21 protein-coding genes and 1 tRNA gene are annotated in these 20,036 nt (G+C 63.0%); 5 read left to right on the top strand and 17 right to left on the bottom strand.

Translation table 11 applies throughout. The features are described 5' to 3' along the window. The first annotated feature begins 134 nt into the window (after positions 1 to 134). Positions 135 to 530: an NUDIX hydrolase gene (locus ACLFLU_RS22930; protein ID WP_426407133.1), complete on the top strand. Its 396-nt coding sequence runs from the start codon at positions 135 to 137 to the stop codon at positions 528 to 530. A 1,020-nt stretch (positions 531 to 1,550) separates the two neighbouring features. Here ACLFLU_RS22930 and ACLFLU_RS22925 read toward each other — a convergent pair. The 11 genes from ACLFLU_RS22925 to ACLFLU_RS22875 all read right to left on the bottom strand — a co-directional run bounded on the left by ACLFLU_RS22925 (position 1,551) and on the right by ACLFLU_RS22875 (position 12,403). After that, the gene (locus ACLFLU_RS22925) at positions 1,551 to 1,838 is read right to left on the bottom strand and encodes a YciI family protein (RefSeq protein WP_148749340.1); all 288 of its coding nucleotides are present in this window, start codon (positions 1,836 to 1,838) and stop codon (positions 1,551 to 1,553) included. Positions 1,839 to 1,909: 71 nt separating this feature from the next. Further along, positions 1,910 to 2,884, bottom strand: a complete 975-nt coding sequence (locus ACLFLU_RS22920; protein WP_426407132.1) for a sugar ABC transporter substrate-binding protein — start codon at positions 2,882 to 2,884, stop codon at positions 1,910 to 1,912. Between the two features lie 43 nt (positions 2,885 to 2,927). Further along, entirely contained in the window at positions 2,928 to 3,905 is a 978-nt protein-coding gene (locus tag ACLFLU_RS22915) for an ABC transporter permease (protein WP_426407131.1), read from the bottom strand. Beyond that, on the bottom strand, positions 3,902 to 4,852 hold the full coding sequence (locus ACLFLU_RS22910) for an ABC transporter permease (RefSeq protein WP_426407130.1): 951 nt from the start codon (positions 4,850 to 4,852) through the stop codon (positions 3,902 to 3,904). The genes ACLFLU_RS22915 and ACLFLU_RS22910 overlap by 4 nt, the downstream gene beginning before the upstream one ends. Further along, a complete protein-coding gene (locus tag ACLFLU_RS22905) occupies positions 4,845 to 6,359 on the bottom strand; it encodes a sugar ABC transporter ATP-binding protein (protein ID WP_426407129.1) in 1,515 nt (504 codons plus the stop codon). Before ACLFLU_RS22905 ends, ACLFLU_RS22910 begins: the two co-directional genes overlap by 8 nt. Beyond that, complete coding sequence (locus tag ACLFLU_RS22900; RefSeq protein ID WP_426407128.1) at positions 6,356 to 7,747, bottom strand: FAD-linked oxidase C-terminal domain-containing protein; 1,392 nt, start codon at positions 7,745 to 7,747, stop codon at positions 6,356 to 6,358. Before ACLFLU_RS22900 ends, ACLFLU_RS22905 begins: the two co-directional genes overlap by 4 nt. A 63-nt stretch (positions 7,748 to 7,810) precedes the next feature. Further along, positions 7,811 to 8,695 (bottom strand): intradiol ring-cleavage dioxygenase, encoded by an 885-nt coding sequence (locus ACLFLU_RS22895; protein WP_426407127.1) that lies wholly within the window; start codon positions 8,693 to 8,695, stop codon positions 7,811 to 7,813. Between the two features lie 16 nt (positions 8,696 to 8,711). Further along, positions 8,712 to 9,614, bottom strand: a complete 903-nt coding sequence (locus ACLFLU_RS22890; protein ID WP_426407126.1) for an NAD(P)-dependent oxidoreductase — start codon at positions 9,612 to 9,614, stop codon at positions 8,712 to 8,714. A gap of 19 nt (positions 9,615 to 9,633) precedes the next feature. Then, positions 9,634 to 10,998 carry an amidohydrolase family protein gene (locus tag ACLFLU_RS22885; protein WP_426407125.1) on the bottom strand — a complete coding sequence of 455 codons (1,365 nt, stop codon included), beginning with the start codon at positions 10,996 to 10,998 and terminating at the stop codon, positions 9,634 to 9,636. A gap of 5 nt (positions 10,999 to 11,003) precedes the next feature. Further along, positions 11,004 to 12,083: a maleylacetate reductase gene (locus ACLFLU_RS22880; RefSeq protein WP_426407124.1), complete on the bottom strand. Its 1,080-nt coding sequence runs from the start codon at positions 12,081 to 12,083 to the stop codon at positions 11,004 to 11,006. Next, positions 12,080 to 12,403 carry a Dabb family protein gene (locus ACLFLU_RS22875; RefSeq protein ID WP_426407123.1) on the bottom strand — a complete coding sequence of 108 codons (324 nt, stop codon included), beginning with the start codon at positions 12,401 to 12,403 and terminating at the stop codon, positions 12,080 to 12,082. Before ACLFLU_RS22875 ends, ACLFLU_RS22880 begins: the two co-directional genes overlap by 4 nt. Before the next feature lie 107 nt (positions 12,404 to 12,510). On the opposite strand from ACLFLU_RS22875, the gene ACLFLU_RS22870 reads away from it, so the two are divergent. Further along, entirely contained in the window at positions 12,511 to 13,431 is a 921-nt protein-coding gene (locus ACLFLU_RS22870; RefSeq protein WP_426407122.1) for a LysR substrate-binding domain-containing protein, read from the top strand. Between the two features lie 22 nt (positions 13,432 to 13,453). Here the strand turns inward: ACLFLU_RS22870 and ACLFLU_RS22865 are convergent, their stop codons facing one another. The 4 genes from ACLFLU_RS22865 to ACLFLU_RS22850 form a co-directional block, all read right to left on the bottom strand. After that, entirely contained in the window at positions 13,454 to 13,738 is a 285-nt protein-coding gene (locus ACLFLU_RS22865) for a hypothetical protein (RefSeq protein ID WP_426407121.1), read from the bottom strand. Positions 13,739 to 13,843: 105 nt separating this feature from the next. Next, positions 13,844 to 14,086 carry a hypothetical protein gene (locus ACLFLU_RS22860; RefSeq protein ID WP_426407120.1) on the bottom strand — a complete coding sequence of 81 codons (243 nt, stop codon included), beginning with the start codon at positions 14,084 to 14,086 and terminating at the stop codon, positions 13,844 to 13,846. Positions 14,087 to 14,234: 148 nt separating this feature from the next. Then, positions 14,235 to 14,477 (bottom strand): hypothetical protein, encoded by a 243-nt coding sequence (locus tag ACLFLU_RS22855; RefSeq protein WP_426407119.1) that lies wholly within the window; start codon positions 14,475 to 14,477, stop codon positions 14,235 to 14,237. Between the two features lie 308 nt (positions 14,478 to 14,785). Further along, positions 14,786 to 14,956, bottom strand: coding sequence for a hypothetical protein (locus ACLFLU_RS22850; RefSeq protein ID WP_254131583.1), 171 nt, complete (start codon positions 14,954 to 14,956; stop codon positions 14,786 to 14,788). Between the two features lie 411 nt (positions 14,957 to 15,367). Here ACLFLU_RS22850 and ACLFLU_RS22845 point away from each other — a divergent pair, with 411 nt between their 5' ends. Together ACLFLU_RS22845 and ACLFLU_RS22840 are read left to right on the top strand one after the other, a co-directional pair. Beyond that, positions 15,368 to 15,616 (top strand): hypothetical protein, encoded by a 249-nt coding sequence (locus tag ACLFLU_RS22845; RefSeq protein WP_426407118.1) that lies wholly within the window; start codon positions 15,368 to 15,370, stop codon positions 15,614 to 15,616. A gap of 275 nt (positions 15,617 to 15,891) precedes the next feature. Further along, entirely contained in the window at positions 15,892 to 16,593 is a 702-nt protein-coding gene (locus ACLFLU_RS22840; RefSeq protein WP_426407117.1) for a hypothetical protein, read from the top strand. 1,156 nt (positions 16,594 to 17,749) lie between these two features. Here the strand turns inward: ACLFLU_RS22840 and ACLFLU_RS22835 are convergent. Beyond that, the gene (locus ACLFLU_RS22835; RefSeq protein WP_426407116.1) at positions 17,750 to 17,980 is read right to left on the bottom strand and encodes a type II toxin-antitoxin system HicB family antitoxin; all 231 of its coding nucleotides are present in this window, start codon (positions 17,978 to 17,980) and stop codon (positions 17,750 to 17,752) included. 641 nt (positions 17,981 to 18,621) lie between these two features. Between ACLFLU_RS22835 and ACLFLU_RS22830 the strand changes: the two genes are divergently transcribed. Continuing rightward, entirely contained in the window at positions 18,622 to 19,677 is a 1,056-nt protein-coding gene (locus tag ACLFLU_RS22830) for a hypothetical protein (protein WP_426407115.1), read from the top strand. Positions 19,678 to 19,924: 247 nt separating this feature from the next. Here the strand turns inward: ACLFLU_RS22830 and ACLFLU_RS22825 are convergent. Continuing rightward, a tRNA-Lys gene (locus ACLFLU_RS22825) sits at positions 19,925 to 20,000 on the bottom strand. Between the last annotated feature and the right edge of the window lie 36 nt (positions 20,001 to 20,036).

The following is a 20,036-nucleotide window of genomic DNA, read 5'->3' as shown; positions in this document are numbered from 1 at the left end:
GCCGGGACGTTTGCCGCACCTCGCATGCGTGTGGATAACGATGGGAGCCGACGGCAACCGGAGCGGCCGTCGAACTTGTCTAATGAAATAGACAAGTTACCATGGCCCGATTCTATTTTCGGTTTACGACTGCAATGGCGAAGTCTTCCAAGCTGGTAGCCGCAAGGCGTGGCAAGGTTCTATTGGTCAGGCGACGGTCGGACGGGCTGTGGATGTTCCCCGGCGGCCGCAAGCGCGCGCGCGAGTCCGATAAGGACTGCCTGCGCCGCGAGATCAAGGAGGAATTGCCCAAGCTGAAGCTCGGCAGGATCAGCCTCTGGAAGGAAGTGACGGCCAAGAACAAGCGTTCCGGACGCAAGATGAGCGACGCCATCTTCATTGCGAAGAGCGCCAAGGGCCGGCTTGCGATCGGCGACAAGAAGGAGCTCGACCGCGCCGCCTGGCAGAAGCCCCGCGGCATCCGCCTGACCGCGACCTCGCGCTACATCCGCGATCGCCTGTTTCCGAGGAAGCCGCGGCGGCGGAGCTAGAGCGCGATGGGATGAGCCTCGACTAGCGCGCCGACGGAGGTGCGTTCCCTCCCCCCTTGTGGGGGAGGGTTAGGGAGAGGGGTAGCCCAGGAAAAGGTGCCAGTTGTTGATGATGCAGCGGGTGCGAACGCGACGGAAAGAATCCCCGTGTGGCACCCCCCTCCCTGTCCCTCCCCCACAAGGGGGGAGGGAACGGAGAGAGCGCTGCCGTGGGGCAAACTCGATTCAACCTAAGCCATTCCGCTTTAGCCGCGCAGGGTGTGACAAATCGTCCGATTATTCCCCGCGAATGTGTGAACCAGTTCACAAGCTGCCGCGGCGAGGACTGCTATAGAGGCGTCATTGCCTTACCAATCCATTTTCCTTGAAACACCCCAGTGTCTCCGCACACTGGGGTTTTTCGTGTCGGGCGGCAACCCAGTTGCAGTCGCCGTATCGGCTCCTTTTGCGGAACGGCCAAATGCATCGGCTCCCAAATGCATCGGCTCCTGGCCCATAACTGTCTTCGGCCGCAGGCAAGGGAATGTCAGCGTTCTGGTGGGAAGTGGACCACGGACATACCGCACAGGGAGGCCCGGTTGTGACCTTAGCGGAAGTTTGCTCTAGCCGGAGCCAACCTGTCGTGCTCTTAATTCAGGACTGGCTTTATCTTTGGCCGCGCGGTCGCTTACTTCGTAGCGCGCTAACTCCGTGGAGTCGCAGCCATGGTGCAGAATCTCGTATCCGGATTTGTCGTAGTGGCTTTGATTATCATGGGCGTGCTTGCTTATGCCCAGAAACATGAAGGGTGCTTGCGCGGACGCTCGCTCCAAACCTTCCAGCCTTGCGGATCAATCGGCTCTGACATATAGCGCTGCCCGCGACGCCGCGGCTTGCCTCGCGAGACTGTGTTTGAACAGCCTAGGTCTGGTTGTGGCCCATCTGCGACCTCAGCAAATGTCCGCATTTCGGCCGCTGCCGATGACCGGACATCAGTCGGCCGGCCATCCAACAAGTGCACACCGAAGGACGCGGCGCTGCTCAGCCTTGCCGCCGCAAAAATCCCGTGATTGTGACCTTCTCCCAGATGCCGGCTGCCGCGAACGGATCGGCGCGATTGAAGGCCTCGACCTCGGCGCGGCCGGGGGCCTCGATCAGGAACAGGCTGCCGATCATCGTGGCGCCGTCGTCGGCGACGAGTGGTCCCGACATCACGATCTTGACGCCGAAGCGCGAGGTGTCGCCGAGGAACGCCTTGTGGGCATCGTAATTGGCAAGCCGCGTCGGCAGCGCGCCGGTGCGGTCGATGGCATGGATGGCAAACAGCATGATGTCTCCGGGATTTCTTGGGGACGGCTGTCATCTCAGCCGTCCCGGTGTTTGATCAGAGCAGGCTGCGGTTACTTCGCGCCGAGCTTGCCGGCCTCTTCGAAGGTCGGGCAGGTGCGCTGCTCGAGCGGCTGGTCGAACGGCTGATAATTGTCCTTGGTGATGACCGTCGGCTTCAGCACGATCTCGGCGATCACAGGCTCGCCGCGCAACGAGCGGATCGCCATCATGGTGCCGAGACAGCCTTGGAAAAAGCCGTTGTAGTCGCCGCTTGCGAGCAGCTTGCCGGACTTGATGGCGTCGATCGCCTCCTTGGTGCCGTTGATGCCGATCACCTGCGCCTTGCGGTTGGCGCCGTCGAGCGCCTCGATCGCGCCGACCGCCATGGCGTCGTTGGCGGCGAGCACGCCGTCGATCTGCGCATTCGACTGCATCAGGTTTTCCATGACCTGGAGCGCCTGGAGCCGCTGATAGTTGCCGGGCTGCGAGGCCAGCAGCTTGGTGCCGGGGTTCTCCTTCAGCGCGTCGTTGAAGCCGCGGACACGGTCGACATTGGTCAGCGAGCCCTTGACGCCCTCGATGATGACGATGTTGCCCTTGCCGCCCAAGGTCTTGAGCAGGAAGCGCGCGGTCTCGAGCCCGAGGCTGTAATCGTCGGCGCCGACGAAGGAGAGGAACTTGCCGCCGGCGGAGCGGTCGGTGATGTTGACGACGGGAATCTTGGCGTCGTTGATTTTCTCGACGCCGGGCACCATCGCCTTGTAGTCGACCGGCGTGAAGACGATCGCGCTCGGCTTCTTCACCACGACGTCCTCGATCTGGCTGAGCTGCTCGGGGATCGAGTCCGGCTTGGTCGGAATGTACTGCAGAGTCTTGGCGTTCAGGGCCTTGGCCATGTTGTCGGCGCCGACCCGCACCGTCTGGAAGAACGGGTTGGTCTGGTTCTTGGTGAACACGGCAATGGTCTCGCCGTCGGCGCGCGCCTGCGTCGTGAACGCGGCCGCCATCACGAGCGGCAGTGCGAGATAGCCCAGTCTCTGTTTCATGTCGTCTCCATCCCCATATTGGTTTGTTGGATTGCTTGAAGTCTCATTGCGCGCGGCGGCGGGTCTTCATGTCGAGCCAGACCGCGAGAATGACGATGATGCCGGTCACCAGCGGCTGCCAATTGGCGCTGACCGAGAGCAGATTCATGCCGTTCAGCACCAAGGTCAGGATCAGTGCGCCGATGAAGGTGCCGAACACGGTGCCGACGCCGCCGAACAGCGACGTGCCGCCGATCAGCACGGCCGCGATCGCCGGCAAGGTCAGGCTCTCACCGATGTCGGCCTCGGCGGAGTTGAGCCGGGACAGGAAAATGATCGAGGCGAGCCCCGCCATGGTGCCGGAGACGGCGTAGACCAGCAGCAGGCGCCGCGTGACGGGAATGCCGGAGAGCCGGGCGGCAACCGGATTGGCGCCGATCGCATAGATCTCCTGGCCCCAGATCGTGCGCTGGGCAAACAGCGTTCCGATGCCGAGGAACACCAGCAGCAGATAGACCGGGATCGGCAGGCCGAACAGATAGCCGCTGCCGATCTGGCGGAAGCCGGCCGGGAAGCCGTGAAGGGTCTCGCCCGCCATGTACCAGTAGGTGAGCCCGTTCAGCACCCAGAGCATGCCGTAGGTGGCGATGAAGGAAGGGATGCGCAGCGCCGTCACCATGATGCCGTTGAGGAGGCCGACGATGCCGCCGCAGGCAAGCCCGGTCAGGACGCCGAGAACAGGCGATCCCGTGGTGTGGATCACCGTCCCGGCGACGCACGCGGACAGCGCGACATTGGCGCCGACCGAGAGATCGAGGCCGGCGGTGAGCACCACCAGCGTCAGGCCGGAGGCGATGAAGAAGGTGAGGCTCGCCTGGCGCAGGACGTTGAGAATGTTGCCGAGGCTGAGGAAGGAATCGTTCAGCACCGCCAGCACGGCGCAGATCAGGAAAACGGCGAGCAGCCGATAGAACAGCTGGATTGCATCCTGGGACAGGAACGAACGCGGCGGCGACAGGGCCTCCTTGGTGATGTCGGTCATGTGCGGCTCCGCAGGCCATCGAGGAACAGCGCGACGATGACGAGGACGCCGACGCTTGCGACCTGCACCGAAGAGGGCAGCGAGATCAGGTTCAGGCCATTGCGCAGCACGCCGACGGCGATGACGCCAAGGAGCGTGCCGAGCAGCCAGCCATTGCCGCGCTCGAACGAGGTGCCACCAACCGCGACCGCCGCGATGGCATCGAATTCGAGACCGAGGCCCGCGGTCGGATGCCCCGAATTCATCCGGGCGGTCATCAGCAGGCCCGCGATGCCGGCCATGGTGCCGCCGATCGCGTAGACCGCGATCAGGAGCTTGTTGGGCGAGAGGCCGGCATAACGGAGCGCCTCGCGATTGCCGCCGAGCGCGAACACATAGCTGCCGAAGCGGGTGTGATAGAGCAGGCCGTGAAAGGCCGCGTAAGTCACGAGCGCGATCACGATCGGCAGGGGAACGCCGAGCAGCGTCGCCGAGTAGATGTCGCGGACGCTGTGGGGAATGCCGACCACGCTCTGGCCGTCGCTGACGATCAGCGACAGGCCCTGCGCCATGCCCAGCGTGCCGAGCGTGGCCACGAAAGGCGGGATGCCCAAGATCGCAACCAGCCAGCCATTGACGGTGCCGAAGGCCGCGCCGACCAGCACGCCTGCGCCGAGCCCAAGCAGCATCGACTTGGTCGCGAGCGAGACGATGGCGACGCAGAGCGAGGTCAGCGTCAGCACCGCGCCCATCGAGAGATCGAGCCCCTCGGTCATGATGATCAGCGTCATCGGTAGCGCCAGCATGGTCAGGATGGTCGACTGCACCAGCACGTTGGAGAGGTTGGCTGGGGTGAGGAATCCGGGTGCGATCGCGCCGAACAGCACGATCAGGGCGCCGAGCACGATAGCAACGCCGGGAATGCGCTGGAGCGGATTGGGTTGAGATACGACCGCGGCCTCACGCATGATGCATCCCCAATCGCACGATGTTCTCCTCGGTCAGTTCGTTGCGCGCCAGATGTCCGGCGACGCGGCCCTCGCGCATCACATAGGCGCGGTCGCAGACATGGCAGATCTCGACCTGCTCGGACGAGATCATTAGCGCGGCTGCGCCTTCCGCAACCAGCCGGTCGATCAGCGCAAAGATCTCGGACTTGGCTCCGACATCGATGCCGCGCGTCGGCTCGTCGAAGATGAAGAGTTTTGCGCCGGCCGCCAGCCATTTGCCGATCACGACCTTCTGCTGGTTGCCGCCGGACAGCAGGCCGACGGTCTGGCGCGCGCTCGGGGTTGCGATGCGAAGCTGCCGGATCAGGCCGTCGGCGGTGCGCTGGCCGCTGCGCGGATCGAACAGCCCGCTCGGGAACAGCCTTCGCAGCGCCGAGACCACGAGATTGTCGCCGACCGAACGGAGCAGGGCTAATCCCTCGCTCTTTCGGCTCTCCGGGATCAGCGCGATGCCGCGGCGGGCGGCCACATTAGGCTCGCCGGAGATCGGCTTGCCGTCGAACACGATCTCACCGGAGGTGACCTGATCGGCGCCGAAGATCGCGCGCGCGACTTCGCTGCGGCCAGATCCGACCAGGCCGCAGAGGCCGACGATCTCGCCGCGGCGCACCTCGATGTTGATGTCCGAGATTCCGCTCGGTGCGGTCAGGCCCTTGACCGCAAGCAGCACATCGCCGGGCTTGTCGGCGAAATTGCGCGGATAGGTCATGTCGACGGTGCGGCCGACCATCATACGGACGAGATGGTCGGGCGTGACGTCGGCCGGTTTGACGCCGTCGATACGGCGGCCGTCGCGCAGAACCGTGATGCGGTCGCCAAGCGAAAACACCTCGGCCATGCGGTGTGAGATGTAAACGATAGAGACGCCGTCGGCCTTCAGCCGCGCGATCAGCGCGAACAGCAGCTCGGTCTCGCGGTCGGAGAGCGCGGCGGTCGGCTCGTCCATCACCAGGATGCGGGCGTTCTGGCTGATGGCCTTGGCGATCTCGACCATCTGCTGCTGGGCGACGCCGAGCGTGTTGACGATGATGGACGGATCGATGTCGAAGCCGATCGAGTCCAGCAGGCGCTTGGCATCGGCCAGGATCTTGCGGCGGTCGATGGTGCCGGGAATGCGGCCCTTCGGCTCGCGGCCGAGGAAGATGTTCTGGGCGATGTCGAGATAGGGGACGAGCGAGAATTCCTGGAAGATCACGGCAATGCCGAGCTTTTGCGCGTCGGCCGTCGAGGCGATCGTGACCTTCTTGCCCTCAAAGAAGAATTCGCCGGCATCGGCCTGGTAGGCGCCGCAAAGGACCTTCATCAGGCTCGACTTGCCGGCGCCGTTCTCGCCGAGCAGCATGTGCACTTCGCCGGCGTAAAGCGCAAAGGACACGTCGTCCAGCGCCTTGACGCCGGGAAACGTTTTGCTGATGCCGCGCAGCTCGAGCAGTGGCGTTGCTGCAGTCTGGTCCGGCGCATTCATGGCAGCGCTCCCGCAAAGATCTTGCCGGGGTTCATCAATCCGTTCGGATCGAGCGCGGTCTTGATCGACCGCATCACGTCGACGGCGTCGCCGAGCTCGTCGGTGAGGTAGCCGATCTTGCCGAGCCCGATGCCGTGCTCGCCGGTGCAGGTGCCGTCCATATCGATGGCGCGGGCGACCATGCGGGCCTGCAGCGATTTGGCGCCGTCGATCTCCTCGGGCTTTGCGGGATCGACCAGGATCAGCATGTGGAAATTGCCGTCGCCGACATGGCCGACGATGGGGGCGGTGAAGCCGTGCTCATCGGCATCGCGGCGCGTCTCGGTCAGGCATTCCGCGAGCCGCGAGATCGGCACGCAGACATCGGTGATGACGGCGCGGGCGCCGGGCCGGAGGCCCAGGCCGGCATAGAGCGTGTTGTCGCGGGCGTGCCAGAGCCGGCTGCGGTCCTCCGGCGCCTTGGCCCATTCAAAACCGCGGCCGCCGTGCTCGGCGGCGATCGCCTGCGCCAGCTCGGCCTGCTCGGCAACGGCGCTCTCCGAGCCGTGGAATTCGAAGAACAGCGTCGGCGCCTCGCGATAGCCGAGTTTTGCGTAGGCATTGATGCCGCGCATCATGACGTCGTCGAGCAGCTCGACGCGGGCCACCGGAATGGCGGCCTGGATGATGCCGATCGCGGTATCGACCGCGTTGTGCAGCGTGTCGAAGCTGCACACCGCCGCCGAAATCGCCTGCGGCAGCGGATGCAGCTTCAGCGTGATCTCGGTGATGACCCCGAGCGTGCCTTCGGCGCCGACGAACAGCCGTGTCAGATCGTAACCGGCGGCCGATTTGCGGGCACGGCGGGCCGTGCGGATCACGCGACCGTCCGCCAGCACGACCTCCAGCGCCATGACGTTGTCCTTCATGGTGCCGTAGCGCACGGCCATGGTGCCGGATGCGCGTGTGGACGTCATGCCGCCGATCGAGGCATCGGCGCCGGGATCGATCGGGAAGAACAATCCGGTGCCGCGCAGCTCCGCGTTGAGCTGCTTGCGGGTGATGCCGGGCTGGACCACGACGTTCATGTCGCTGTCGTGCACCGTCAGCACCTTGTTCATGCGCGCGAAGTCGATGCAGACGCCGCCTTCGACCGAGGACGCATTGCCCTCGAGCGAGGTGCCGGCGCCGAACGGCACGATCGGCATATCAGCGCCGGCGCAGAGCTTGACGATCTCGGCGACCTCCGCGGTCGTCTCGGGATAGACGACGATGTCCGGGGGCAGGGCGCGATAGTAGGACTCGCTCTGGCCATGCTGGTCGAGCACGCCGCGCGCGACCGTCGCACGCGGACCGATCACGCCTGTTAGGCGTTCAGCCAAAGCGGCACTGTTGACCCGCGGTCCCATCGTCTCTCCCTGTTATCAGTCCTTGTTGCGGACTGTTGTCAGTCCGTCGATTCGACGTTCGGCCTACGCCGCCTGCGCGTTGCTTGCGGCCTGCTTCAGGCCGAAATCATAGTTGAGATGGAAGTAAGCACTGTCCACTATGCGACCATCCGGCGCACGGCCGGCCGGGCAGCGCTCGAAGTCGTGGATCAGGCTGTCCTTGACGCCGAACACCACGTCGCTGTCGAGATATTTGTCGCCGGCGACGAACACATGCGTCACGAGCTGCTCGAAGCCCGGCGCCGAGATCATGAAATGCACATGCGCCGGACGCCAGGGATGGCGGCCCTGTGCTTCGAGCATCTCGCCGACCGGGCCGTCATGCGGGATCGGATAGGCCGCGGGCTTGATCGACCAGAAATGGAAACGGCCGTTGGCGTCGGTGTGGAAGCGGGCGCGCATCGCGAGATTGCCGATCTCGTCGAGCTGCTGCACGTCGTAGTAGCCGTCATTGTCGGAATGCCAGACGTCGACCACGGCGCCCGCGAGCGGCTTGCCATCGACGGTCGAGACCGAACCGGTGACGATCATGGGATCGCCTTCCATGGTGCCGGAGATGTCGTCGCCGTTCTCTTTCTCGGGTGCGGCCTGAACGAAGAACGGGCCGAGCACGGTGGTCTCGGTCGCACCTTCCGGCACCGGATGGTTGATCGCGTCGACCAGCATGGAGACGCCGAGCGTATCCGACAGCAAGATGAACTCCTGGCGCTTGTCGTCGCACATGTGGCCCGTGCGGGTCAGGAAGTCGATGCCGTATTCCCATTCCTTCTGGGTCGGCCGGATCTCGCGCACGAAGGCGTGGAGGTGGCGCACCAGGGCTTCGCTGACCTGCTTGATGCGGGGATCGCTTGCGCCTGCGATGCGCTCGAGCACGGCGTCGGTGATGTTGGTCTCGCTGAAATTACGCAAGTTCTGCCTCCATCGATCAGAGTTTGGGCTCGCCAAGGCCTGAGAGACGTTCGAGATGCTTCACGGTCGCGATGAAGTCGGTCTCGCCATCGCCTTGCGCGACCAGCGAGCCGTAGGTTTCGCGCACCTGGGCTGCGAGCTGCAGCGGCACGCCGACGGCGTGGCCGGCGCCGAGGATGAGGTCGAGATCCTTCGCCATCTGCTTGCAGGAGAAGCTCGAGACGAAATCGCGGCTGCGCAGCGGCGCGGTCTTGTACTTCACCATCGGCGAGGCCACCGCGCTCTCATCCAGCACCTTCAGAATGTCCTGCCAGCCGATGCCGCCCTTGCGCGCCAGCGCCAGGCTCTCGGCCATCATCGCGGCCGAGACAGCGATCATGAGATTGACGGCGAGCTTGGCGTAGCGCGCTTCCTCGCTCGGGCCGAGATAGGTCTGCGCGCGGGTAAAGCTCGCAAACAGCGGCTTTGCGTTTTCGAAGGCGTCTTTGGGCCCCGAGACGAAACAGCTCAGTGCGCCGGTGTGCACGATGCTGGCATTGCCGGAGACCGGCGCCCGAAGATAGGAAATCCCGCGAGCTTGCGCGGCAGCATCGACCTCGGCGGAGGCTTCAGCGCTGACCGTGCTGGTCTCGATCAGCACCGCCTTCGGCGCCATCGCACCGATCAGTCCGGTCGGGCCGAGCATCACCGCGCGCAAGGCGGCGTCGTCGGGGAGCGATGTGATGACCACAGGCCGGCCGTTGACGGCCTCAGTGGGCGAGATTGCGACAGCGATGCCGTGCTCGCGCGCTTCGTTGAGCCGTGCTGCGCTCTGGTCGAAGGTGATGACGGCGTAGCCGGCCTTGGCGACGAGAAGCGACATCGGCAGACCCATCTTGCCGATGCCGATGAAGGCGATTTGTTTGCTTGTGTCAGTCATTGTTATTGTCCGTTGGCCGCTATGTTGCGGCGTGCCCTTGTCGTTCGATGTCCCGCACCAGCCGTTGGCCAGAGCGTTCGAGTAGCTCTTTCTTTTGCGCGAGACCGTCGACCTGTAGTTTTCCGTTCCGCTTCTTCCAGCGGCCCCCGATCATGACCGCCTCGATATTGGCAAGGCTCGTCTGCATCACCACGGTGGCGACGGGGTCGTGGACCGGGAAGAGATTGAGATCGTCGGCGTTGATGATCACGAGATCGGCAAGTTTCCCCGGCGTCAGCGAGCCGATCTGGCTTTCGCGGCCGAGCATGCGGGCGCCTTCGGTGGTGATCCAGGCCAGCGCCTCGCGCGCTGGAATGGTCGTCGTCGCCGGGATCGTGCCCTCGCTCTTGCGCGACTCCGCGTTGTCGAGCGCGCGCTGCATCGACAGTGCAACGCGGGCGGCGGAGAAGAGATCGCCGGCCAGCACGGACTCCAGGTCGATGCCGATGGTGGGCCGAACGCCGCGCTTGAGCAGGCGTCCTGTGATTGGAAAGCCGTGGCCCTGGATCATCTCGTTCTCGGGCGTCACCGAGAAGGTGACGCCGAGATCGATCAGCCTTTGCAGGAGATCGTCGGGCAGATCGTTGCCGTGGACGATGTTGACGTGGGGGCCGACGAGGCCGGCCTCGATCAGCTTCTCCCAGCCGCCTTGTGTCTTCGCGGGACCACCGCCCTGATGCATCGAGGCGATCAGGCCAAGCTCTTGCGCCAGGCGAAAATCATGCAAGGAGACGTCGAGCGTCGAATAATGCGGACCAAGAATGGCAAGCCCGAGTGTGACCAGGCCGTCGCGGTCGGCGAGGGGACCTGCCAGCAGCCGCTCGACTTCGCGGCGGGGATGCGGCACTTCCGAGAAGTGCGGTTCGCCCGGCTTCGGCTCGGGCTTCGGCGAGCCGTGGAAGAAGGCGGCGCGGATGCCGCTCTCGATCAGGCCGCGCACGGCGGCATCCGTGTGGGCCGGCGTCGGGTTGTTGTGGCACCAGTCGACCAGCGTGGTGGCGCCGCAATTGATCTGGTTCAGCGCGCCGACGAGCGTGGCGATGTAGATGTCGTCGGGGGCGAACAGGGTTGCGAGCCCGGCATGCATGCGGCGGAAATATTCGAGCAGCGTCCAGTTCGCCGCAAAGCCACGCAGCGCCGTCTGCCAGGTGTGCATATGCGCGTTGATCAGCCCGGGAATGACGATGCGCCCGCGGCCGTCGACGATCTCGGCATCAGCGGCATCGATGCCTGGACGCACCTCGGCGATCCGCCCGTTCTCCACCAGCACGTCGCCGGCGCGGAGATCGCCGATCGAAGCGTCCATGCTGATGATCGTTGCTGACCGGATGAGGGTGCGCCGCATGCCGGTCACGCCGCCGCTTTGGTTGCGACCGGCGGCTCGCCGGCCCAGGCGCGCGCGATCAGGTCACGGATAGCGCCCCGTTCGAGCGGACGTGGATTCCAGTAGGCATTGGTCACGGCGAGGTCGGCCGCCTTGTCGATGCCGCTCTCGGGCATGCCGATGTCGCGCAGCGCGAGCTTGGAGCCCAGTTGCTTGGCGAGATCGTAGAGACCCTGCGCTGCATCCGCCGCACCGATCGCGCGCGCGATCCGCGTCATCGCCTCGGGCACCGCGGGCGCGTTGTAGGCCAGCGCATGCGGCAGCACGATCGTGTGCGTTTCGGCATGCGGGAGGTCAAAGGTGCCGCCGAGCGTGTGGCAGAGCTTGTGATGCAGCGCCATGCCGACGGTGCCGAGGCACACGCCGCATAGCCAGGCGCCGTAGAGCGCATCGCTGCGGGCCGCGCGATCGTCGGGCTTCGCCGCAATCGCGGGCAGTGCACGCGCCAGCGCGCGGATGCCTTCCTCCGCCATCAGCGATGTCACGGGGTTGGTGTCGCGCGCATAGAGCGCCTCGACCGCATGCGCGATGGCGTTGATGCCGGAGGTGGCGGTAAGGCCGACCGGCAGCGTCATTGTCAGGTCGACGTCGTAGATCACGGTCTCCGGCAGCACGGCGGTGTCGCGCACCGTGGTCTTCAGGCCGTTCTCGGTCTGACCGAGGATCGGCGTCATCTCCGAGCCGGCATAGGTGGTGGGAATGCAGAGCTGGTTCACGCCGGTGCGCAAGGCGAGCGCCTTGCCTAGTCCCGTCGTGGAGCCGCCGCCAAGCGCGACCACGCAATCGGCATCGCATGCCTTCATCGCCGCGATTGCGCGTTCGGTCACATCGACGGGCGTGTGCATGGTGGCGCCGGCGAAGATGCCGGCATAGAGCGGGCCCAGTGCGGCACCGAGCTTGGCGCCTTGCGCTTCCTGCTGCGGCGTCGTCAGCACCAGGGCGCGCTTGCCGCCGAGACGCTCGATCTCTGCCTTGGCCGCCGCCAACGTTCCGCTGCCGAACACGACGCGGCAGGGCAGGTTTTCAAAGGTGAACGAACCGATCATGCGCCGGTCTCTTTCATCGGATAATCGACCTGGAAGCGACCGATCCGCAAGTCGCCTAGCTCCTCCCGCACCCGCAGGTGTTCCGGGTGGGTGGCGTAGGCCTTCAGGGCCGCACTGTTCGTGAATTCGGAGACGAGGACTACGTCGCAGGCGTAGTCGACATCGCTGATGTCGGCGCCTACCTCGATATGGATAAGGCCGTCGATCCGGCCCTTGAGGCCTTCGAACAGGGTTTTGACCTTAGTCCGGGCGGCCAAGCGCTCCGCCTGGGTCTCCCCACGCAACCGCCACATCACGATGTGCTTGATCGGACCCGACATTTCCCAGAATTCCTCACCTGCGATCTTGTTTGTTGGGGCCATTTTGCCTTGCAGAAATCGGAAATAAAGACCAAAATTCGTAAGTCTCTTTTCCACTATGAGGAAGAATGGACCGACTTCTCCAGCTCGAGGTGTTTTCAAAGACGGCCGAGCTCGGCAGCCTCTCCAAGGCCGCCGACACCCTGCGGATGTCGAACGCCGCGGCGAGCCGGCATCTCAGCGCACTGGAGGAGCGGCTCGCGGTCCGGCTGATCGAGCGCAACACGCGCCGGCAGTGGCTGACCGAAGCCGGGCAGGAGCTGCTGCAGCGTTGCAGCACGCTCTTGAACGAACTCGCCGAAGCCGAAGACGCCGTCAGCGATCGCGCGCTGTCGCCCAAGGGCATGCTGCGCGTCACGAGTTCGCTGTCCTTTGCGATGATCTACATGGCGCCCATGCTGCCGGCGTTTCGCAAGCTCTATCCGAAGCTCGACGTCCAGATCATTGCCGCCAACCGCTATCCTGATTTCATCGAGGCCGGCATCGACGTCGCGATCCGCACGCGGGAGCAGGAGCCGGATTCCAACATCATCATCCGCCGCATCGGACAGATGCGCCGCGTGCTGGCGGCTGCACCGTCCTATCTCGCGGCGCACGGTATCCCCGAGCATCCCGCCGATCTCGCGCGCCACGACATGCTGGTCTACAACCTCGCCAACGATCCCTATTCGCTGCGACTGAGCCAGGGCAGCACGACGCAGACCATTCGCATCGCGCCGACGCTCGACAGCAATGATGGCCAGATCATCTGCGGCGCCGCGCGCGCAGGGCTCGGTATCCTGATCCAGCCGCTTTACATCGTGCAGAGCGATATCGCAGCCGGCAAGCTCGTGCCGGTGCTGACCGACTGGGAATTGCCGCTGCTGACGATGAACGTGGCCTACCAGAACCGCGTCCGGCTGCCGGCCAAGATCAGGGTGTTTTCGGACTTTCTGGTCGGTCACATCCGCGCGCATTCCGACGCCGGGATCTGGATCGAGGCGACCTAAGCTTCGCCCGGCCGAACCGTCGCTATTCCGACCGCTCCTGCACTCGCGCCCGACCGGTGGACGACCGGGGAGCCGCACGCAGTTCCGACGCGGCAGAACGCCTGGCTGCCTCGGCCTCGTGCTGTTGCTTGCGGGCCTTCTGCGCGTTTCGCATGGCGCGCTTGATGAAGGGGTGCTGCGAGTCCTCGCCGAAGAACAACACGACTTCGCAGCCGGGACATTGCCTGGAATAGCCGTCCTGCAACCGTCCCGCGCGATCGCGAAACATCGTCTTGCAGCGCGTGCACTGGACCTGGACGAAACTCATGCGCCGACAACAATGACTATTGGAAATCGACTGCCACGGTGAGCCGAATATCTGAAGAAAGCCTGAAGGCCGATGGCGTCCGGATCGCACGCGTTGAGCAAGCCACTATTGTTTGGCGGCGATCGCGTCCAGGCAGTGGTTGACATAGTCGGCCCGGTCTCGCAGCAGCACCTTCGCCAGATCCGCCTTCAGGGCGCATTCGCGCTGGCGCATCTGCTCGGCGCGGCGCTTTTCAGCCGCCTCGCGGTATTCGGGTGCAACCTTGCTGGGATCGACGAGGGCCTGGGACCGGGCAGACGAATTGGCGAGCAGCGCGACGGCTGCGACAGCAATAATGACCTGTTTCAAATGAGCCTCCTGAAAAGGCTCATTCTAGCGCCGGGGAACGGGTGGCTCAATGGCGCGTACGATCGATTGCGCTGCCGATCCATCCTCGCTGCCAGAGGCTAGCGGCGCAGTTCGTCCCGACGACCTCAATTCGGCCGAATCGCGTCGGTCACTTCGGAGCGTGGTCGATCTTGTGCCCCAGATGCCCGGTCTCGTGATCGCGACGCAACTGGCTCAGCGACGTCTCGTTCAACTGATGCAAGACCTCGCTGAGCGTTGTCGCATCCGGATAGCCGGCCGCAAAACCTTTGCCGTAGATCTTGCGCAATGTACCAACCAGCGTGTTGCCGTGCTTCTTGCTGATCGCGCCATCCTTGTCCCGATGGCGACCATCCAGGCCCGGTTCCTTCATGTGTCTCTCCCTGTGTGGCGTCTGCGCGCCTGGATGAAGCGTGCGCCCAATCGAGTTGATTGGCAACGGAGTGGCGCGCGGGAGTTGAAGGGCGGCCGGCTCCAGCGTTTCGGGATCTACCTGGTCCTGTCGGCGATCCACAACCCGGCGACTGCGCCAACGCAGCTGAACAGGACTCCTGAGTAAGACAACATTTCGCCACCCCACAACGCGGGAACGAAGCCGCCGATCGTCGATCCGATCAACATGGCGAGCCAATAACGTGATCGCACGCCAAGTACTTTCGGAGAGGTGCTGGAGGGAGGTGGCTAGGCGGCCTGCTCCTCAAACGAGGTATAAACCCGGCCGTGGGGATCGACGATCTGAACGTCGCGGCACCCGTCCTGGATCAGCTCCCTGGCCTTCTTGAGGGCGGCGGCGAGTGACTCCCGCTTTAGGTTGACGACGCCTGCCGTGTCGAAACCGGTGATTTCAAACATGCCGCTCCTCCCGTTTGGTCGAATCCTACACCTTTCCAGCCGGTTGTCTTCTGGCTTTTTTCGGCAGGGCCGGTGGAACAGGGACAAGATTTTCTTCCATTACGCCTCAGGGCGCGCACCAGAGGCGTGAATACTCATCCATGCGACGCCGCAGCCGACCTGCTGCACAGATTGTGGACGGATTGATATACAACCGTCCCCAAAACGAGTAGAGTTCCTGCACAGCGAGCGATTGGTGCAGCGATGCAATGCTTCCTTTCTCTGGCAGGTAATCTCGCATTGGGTTTCTTGGCGGCGACAGGCGCCCTTGACGCCGCACAGGCCCATTTCCAGATAAATGAACCGATCTGCCTGCTATTGGGCGTATTCGGGGGATTGCTTGCTGGCATTGCCGTTTGCCTGGGCTGAACCATGTCGATATCCGCGCAAGGACCGCAGACACCGCAGAAGTTGTCGCCAGTCGCGTGGACCGGTGTTGTCGGCACCGCGCTTGTCGTTCTGGCCGCGATCTCTGCGAGGTTTTTGAACACGTCCACGCAACTTGTTTCGATTATCTGGGCGAGCGGCATCGCTGTTCAGATTGTCGCGGGTGGCATGGCCATGTATCGATATCTCAACCCCACAACGCGTCTCCCCGGAAATCGCGGCGGCGATGAATGAGGATGTCGTGGTGGCAGGGCATTCGATCTGCCCGACGTCGTGTCCGGATGATGACTTGGCCAGAGCCGTAGCGGCCAATGCTGCGCGCCTGCATGCACGCCATCGCATAGCCCCGTAGTCGGCCGGGGTGGCTGGACGTACCGGATCGCCACGTCGCTAACGTGGAATTAATCCGAAAAGCTCACAATTCTAGACAGTTGTAGGTGGGTGTTGCGTAAAGGAGGCGTCGCGAGGACGTTCCGGCGACGGCCTCCTTTTGCTCGCTCATGAGGTCAATGCGCATGACCACGACATCCGAAACGCCGGGCTTTGCCGAACATCTCGACGCCGCAGCCCTTGCAGCCGCGGCATTCGAACCCGAAGCCGAACTTGAAGCCGAACACGAAGCCCCGGAAGCTCCGGCCCCAGGCAAACGGTCCAGCCGGAAATCGGTCCTGGCACTGGCGGTGTGCGCCCTGGCGATCAATGGCGCGGCGGCGATCTACACATTGCCGTTTGATCTTCCGCCGCTTGATCTTCCGTCGCCGAACATCAGCAGCCTGGCTGCGCTGCTTCCGAGCCGGGAAGCGACCGCGCCACAGCCGGATCCGATTGTCGCTGCCCTGAAGGACATCCAGTCGGCCCAGCAGCAACAGGCTGCCTCGCTGCAGGAAATCAATTCTTCATTGCAGCAAAGTGTGGCTCTGCGGCAGCAGGATTCAACGACCCTCCTGTCTCTCCGACAGAGCATCACCGACGAACGGGGCGACGTGAGGAAGATCTCGCCGCAGCTTTCGACGCTGATCGCGAAGATCGATACGCTGCAAAATACAATGACATCGGACGTCACGTCCTCCATTCGAAGGGCGCATGCCCGTTATGGACTGACCCCAGCGATGCGCAAACGGATGGATCGGCAGTCGAAAACGATCGGGCCCGTTTCGGTTGGAGGAGCTCCGTTGACTGCGCCGGCTACGGTTGCAGCGCCGGAGAGCTGACGGCGCGCAAGCAAAACGCTTGGGGCTGTGTGCGCGCCAACGTCGCCTGACGGCGCTCTCTATCCCAACGTGGGGTTAGGGAAGGTCGTCCATATCCTCGCTAAGTTTAGTGCACCGTAATTCGTCCCCATCAAGCCTCAGGGACAAGCTGGCGCGCTTGTCAGAAAGCGAGCGCGAGCTCGTGCTCAACACGGTCGAGGGAATGCTGCCGGAGGGCTGCCAATGAAGCGCGACCGGCAGCGCTGATGACGCACCGCCGGCGACTGTCCCGTTAGTCTCGAAACAGGACGCTGCCGGGCTCGAAATTCTCTGTTCCCCCGGCAGCGGTCTGTCTCAAACTGGGCTCTGAAATCCCAGTGCTTTTGACATAGCAATGCTCATGCCACCGGGTTGTGACAGTGCTGGAATACGTTGACAGTGCACTAAATTGATATTGTCAGGTGCGCGCGTTCTTGGGCGATGCGATATGCGCTCCTCGTAAGATGCGGAGATTAGTGCACCGTCACCGCAATTCCATCTCGCCGAAGGTGATCCTGGTCGGACGGTCAGGCATCACAGCATCACCCCGCTGAATTGAGCGATCGTGAAGCCGTCAGCACTTGGGGATGATTGACGGCCGAACCACATGTCTGGCTGGCAACGCTTCGATTGGAAACAGCGATGGTGCGGTGCGTTTTGGCTTTGGGCTTATTGCTTGTTCTGAGTGCTGCGGGGAATGCCGCCACGGTGCATCGCTCAACACCACCATTGCGCACGCGCGAGCAGGTATTCGTTCCCCCCACTCAACTCATTGCTCCCGGTCAAGGCGTGGCGACCCCCGGTTTCGCCGTCCCGGGTTGGAGCGACGAGGCTACCCGGCGATGGATGGACAGCAACACCGCCTGCTCACGCTGTGGCGGATAGCCCGCCACGTTGCAGCCTCTTGACGGTAGGGGTGGGCGCCGGAGTCTGATCCGCCGCATGGGGAATACGGTGCACTACATTGATATTGCCAGGTGCGCGCGTTCTTGGGCGAGGCCATATGCGCTCCTCATAGCTCCTCGTAAGATGCGGAGATTAGTGCACCATAACTTGATGGCGCTTTTACCCCGATTTGGAATTGGGGGAGTCGTCCATATCCACGCCTACTTTGGCGTACTGTCGTCGCCGATAGAACTTAGCTGGCCACCGCTCGTCGCAGGTGGGGCGGAATGGGGATGGGACGATGCTCTTCCTCGGCAGCCTCAATCCAACACACAATTGCATCTTGCACGTTCTGCACCGCCTCGAACTCGGTAGCACCGTCGGACATGCAGCCGGGGAGATCAGGTACCGTCGCTACAGATCCGCCGCCGTCTTCCTCGGAAAGCGGCTCGATGACGATTTTGTAGTGAGGACGTTCGCCCATATGGACTCAATCTAGCAGGAAGGCGCCGTTTGAAAGGCACGGTCAGAATCCCAACCTTTCCGGGCTTGGTAATCTTGTGGTGCGAGCCTCCAGTCGCGCGGTGGAACGCACTCCGCGCCGAGCTAAAGACCTTCGTCCTGCGGCATCGATGCCAGCTGAATTCCGGCCCAATAAAGTGCACTGTCATCGTAACTTGAGGATTAGGAGGCTTCTGGCGGTTTATGCAACGCCGGTTTGGTACCCCTGAGGCTTCCCGATAGGCCGCTCAGTTGCTACCATCACGAGCATGGGCGGGGTAACCAAACCAAAAGAGCTAATGGCTTGCCATGACTGCGGCGGGCAAGTGTCGTTCTCGGCACTGGGCTGTCCTCATTGCGGGTCTACGGAGCAGGCTGGTCCCTACGTCCATAGCCAGCGCGAAGCGCGCCTCCACCGGATCGAGGCGCGCAATGATCAGACGCTCTTCGGCATGCTAGTGCTCTGCTGCGGGATCGGCTTTTTCTACGGCGCCGTTACCGGGGGCACGTGGCCAGCCATCGGTTATGGGCTCGTCGGCGCCATCATTGCGTGCCGGCTGGCTTCATCATCAACGTGAGCCGAAGGCTCTTCGGTTGACGGCGGCTACCACTCGATCAAAGGGCGTGAAAATGATCTGGGGGCTCTCACTTCGTGTATGGGAAGACTTAATGCGAGGATCGATCTTCGCGGTCGGCGTCTTCGGATTGATTGCGGGATTCTCAACGTGGTTTGTAGTCAAATTGCAAAGGGCTGAGATTGCAGAATCTGCCAAGGAGATGACGAAATACAAGGCCGACGTTGCACTTGAGGTGGAGGAGGCAAGAAACAAAGGCATCGAAGCCGGTAAGGCTGCCGGGGACGCGTTACTGCGAGCGGCGGAATTGGAAAAACAAGCCGCCGAGGCAAATGCAGCGCTTAGTAAGGCGCAGGTCGATATTGAGCGATCAAAAGCAGAGGCAGAACAGCTTAAGAAAGACACTGCTGTTGCAAATGCTCGCGGGGCGGATGCGCAATTGCGCGTGGCTGAGGTGAACAGAGAGGCTGCCCGGTTACAGGCCGATAATCTTGCGCTACAAACGGTGCTGTTGCCGCGCCATGTCGGGCTCATTGGGATTGATGAGCAACCGAAAGCGCAAACATGGTTTGCCGGGTTTGAACGATGGGCGGGCACAAAAGTATTGATCCAAGTCGCTCCCGGCGACTCTGAGGCGCAGAACCTTGCGAACGAAATTGCGATTGTGCTTGGGAAATTCGGCTGGGCACCTGCGTTTATTGACGAAAAGCGCTCCGGCGTGTCGCTCAACTTAAGCGAGGGGCTTAGCGTTATTTCGCCGTCCTCATATAAGGCGTGGGACCCCAAGGATGAAGCACAGCAAACATTCGCGGCACTAGGGACCGCTGCAACAGCGCTCGCAAGGGCTCTGACGAATGCCGGGCTTGGCGTCGGCTCATATCCCGTGAGCGGCGTACGCGGTTTGAGTATGGTCGTTGACTTTCCTCCAGAATCCGAAGGCGAGGCACACAACCCATTTCGCAATTTCTTTCCGAGGCTTGACGGGGTGTATCTACAGGTTGGTTCGAGGCCCGTAGGCGCAACAATGGCTTGGATTAAGCAAGGCAGGCCGGACATACTCGGCAACAAGGCTGCTGACGCCGCACCAGCCGAAGCCTACAAATAAGCGGTGGGATACGGTGACAGTGCACTAAATTGATATTGTCAGGTGCGCGCGTTCTTGGGCGAGGCGATATGCGCTCCTTGTAAGATGCGGAGATTAGTGCACTGTCACCGCACTTCATCTCACCTCACCGCAGTTCATCTCGCCGAAGGATCTTGGTCGGACGGTCAGGCATCACAGCGATCCCGCTGAATCGAGCGATCGCGGCGCCGAAGGTCGCGAGATTGTTGGGTTAAGTAATTGATTTTATTGGTGAGCGCGCTGGGGCTCGAACCCAGGACCCCGTGATTAAAAGTCACGTGCTCTACCGGCTGAGCTACGCGCTCCCATGGCCGCTGATGGCTTTAACGATCATCGCCATC

The organism is Bradyrhizobium ganzhouense (genome assembly GCF_049949285.1).
Classification (GTDB): Bacteria; Pseudomonadota; Alphaproteobacteria; order Rhizobiales; family Xanthobacteraceae; genus Bradyrhizobium; species Bradyrhizobium ganzhouense.
Note: the sequence above shows the minus strand (reverse complement) of the source record. Positions and strands in the feature narration are given on the sequence as shown.